A 1,205-nucleotide genomic window follows, 5' to 3' on the forward strand; every position below is an offset into this window, starting at 1 on the left:
CTGCAGCACTAAGGGGCGGAAACCCCCTAACACTTAGCACTCATCGTTTACGGCGTGGACTACCAGGGTATCTAATCCTGTTCGCTCCCCACGCTTTCGCTCCTCAGCGTCAGTTACAGACCAGAGAGTCGCCTTCGCCACTGGTGTTCCTCCACATCTCTACGCATTTCACCGCTACACGTGGAATTCCACTCTCCTCTTCTGCACTCAAGTTTCCCAGTTTCCAATGACCCTCCCCGGTTGAGCCGGGGGCTTTCACATCAGACTTAAGAAACCGCCTGCGAGCCCTTTACGCCCAATAATTCCGGACAACGCTTGCCACCTACGTATTACCGCGGCTGCTGGCACGTAGTTAGCCGTGGCTTTCTGGTTAGGTACCGTCAAGGTGCGAGCAGTTACTCTCGCACTTGTTCTTCCCTAACAACAGAGCTTTACGATCCGAAAACCTTCATCACTCACGCGGCGTTGCTCCGTCAGACTTTCGTCCATTGCGGAAGATTCCCTACTGCTGCCTCCCGTAGGAGTCTGGGCCGTGTCTCAGTCCCAGTGTGGCCGATCACCCTCTCAGGTCGGCTACGCATCGTCGCCTTGGTGAGCCATTACCCCACCAACTAGCTAATGCGCCGCGGGTCCATCTGTAAGTGACAGCCGAAACCGTCTTTCATCCTTGAACCATGCGGTTCAAGGAACTATCCGGTATTAGCTCCGGTTTCCCGGAGTTATCCCAGTCTTACAGGCAGGTTACCCACGTGTTACTCACCCGTCCGCCGCTAACATCCGGGAGCAAGCTCCCTTCTGTCCGCTCGACTTGCATGTATTAGGCACGCCGCCAGCGTTCGTCCTGAGCCAGGATCAAACTCTCCGAAAAAGTACAAAACCGAAGTTTTGTTTTTCGTCAGCGTTTGACTGACTACCTATGATACATCATAGGATTTTTTATAAAAACTCGAATTAACAGGTACGTTTTGTCTTGTTTAGTTTTCAAAGAACTTGTTTACCGCTTCAGAAGCGACTAGAACATCATACCATATTTAAATTGTTGGTGTCAACAACTTTTTTTATCATGTTTTTTCGTTTCTTCGTCATCAGCGACGTATATTAATTTACCACCATACAGAATCAAAGTCAACAATATTTCTCATTAAATAATAAATTTTTCAATTACAACTAAAGCTGCTACGCCTGGGATGCCCAATAAACCACTG

General features: G+C 49.1%; 1 rRNA gene. It reads right to left on the reverse strand.

Annotated features, from left to right (window positions below):
- Positions 1–868 (reverse strand): 16S ribosomal RNA (locus AC2A4J_RS20250); the annotation flags it as partial.
- Positions 869–1,205: the final 337 nt, after the last annotated feature.

The organism is Marinomonas sp. ATLA20, assembly GCF_057180105.1.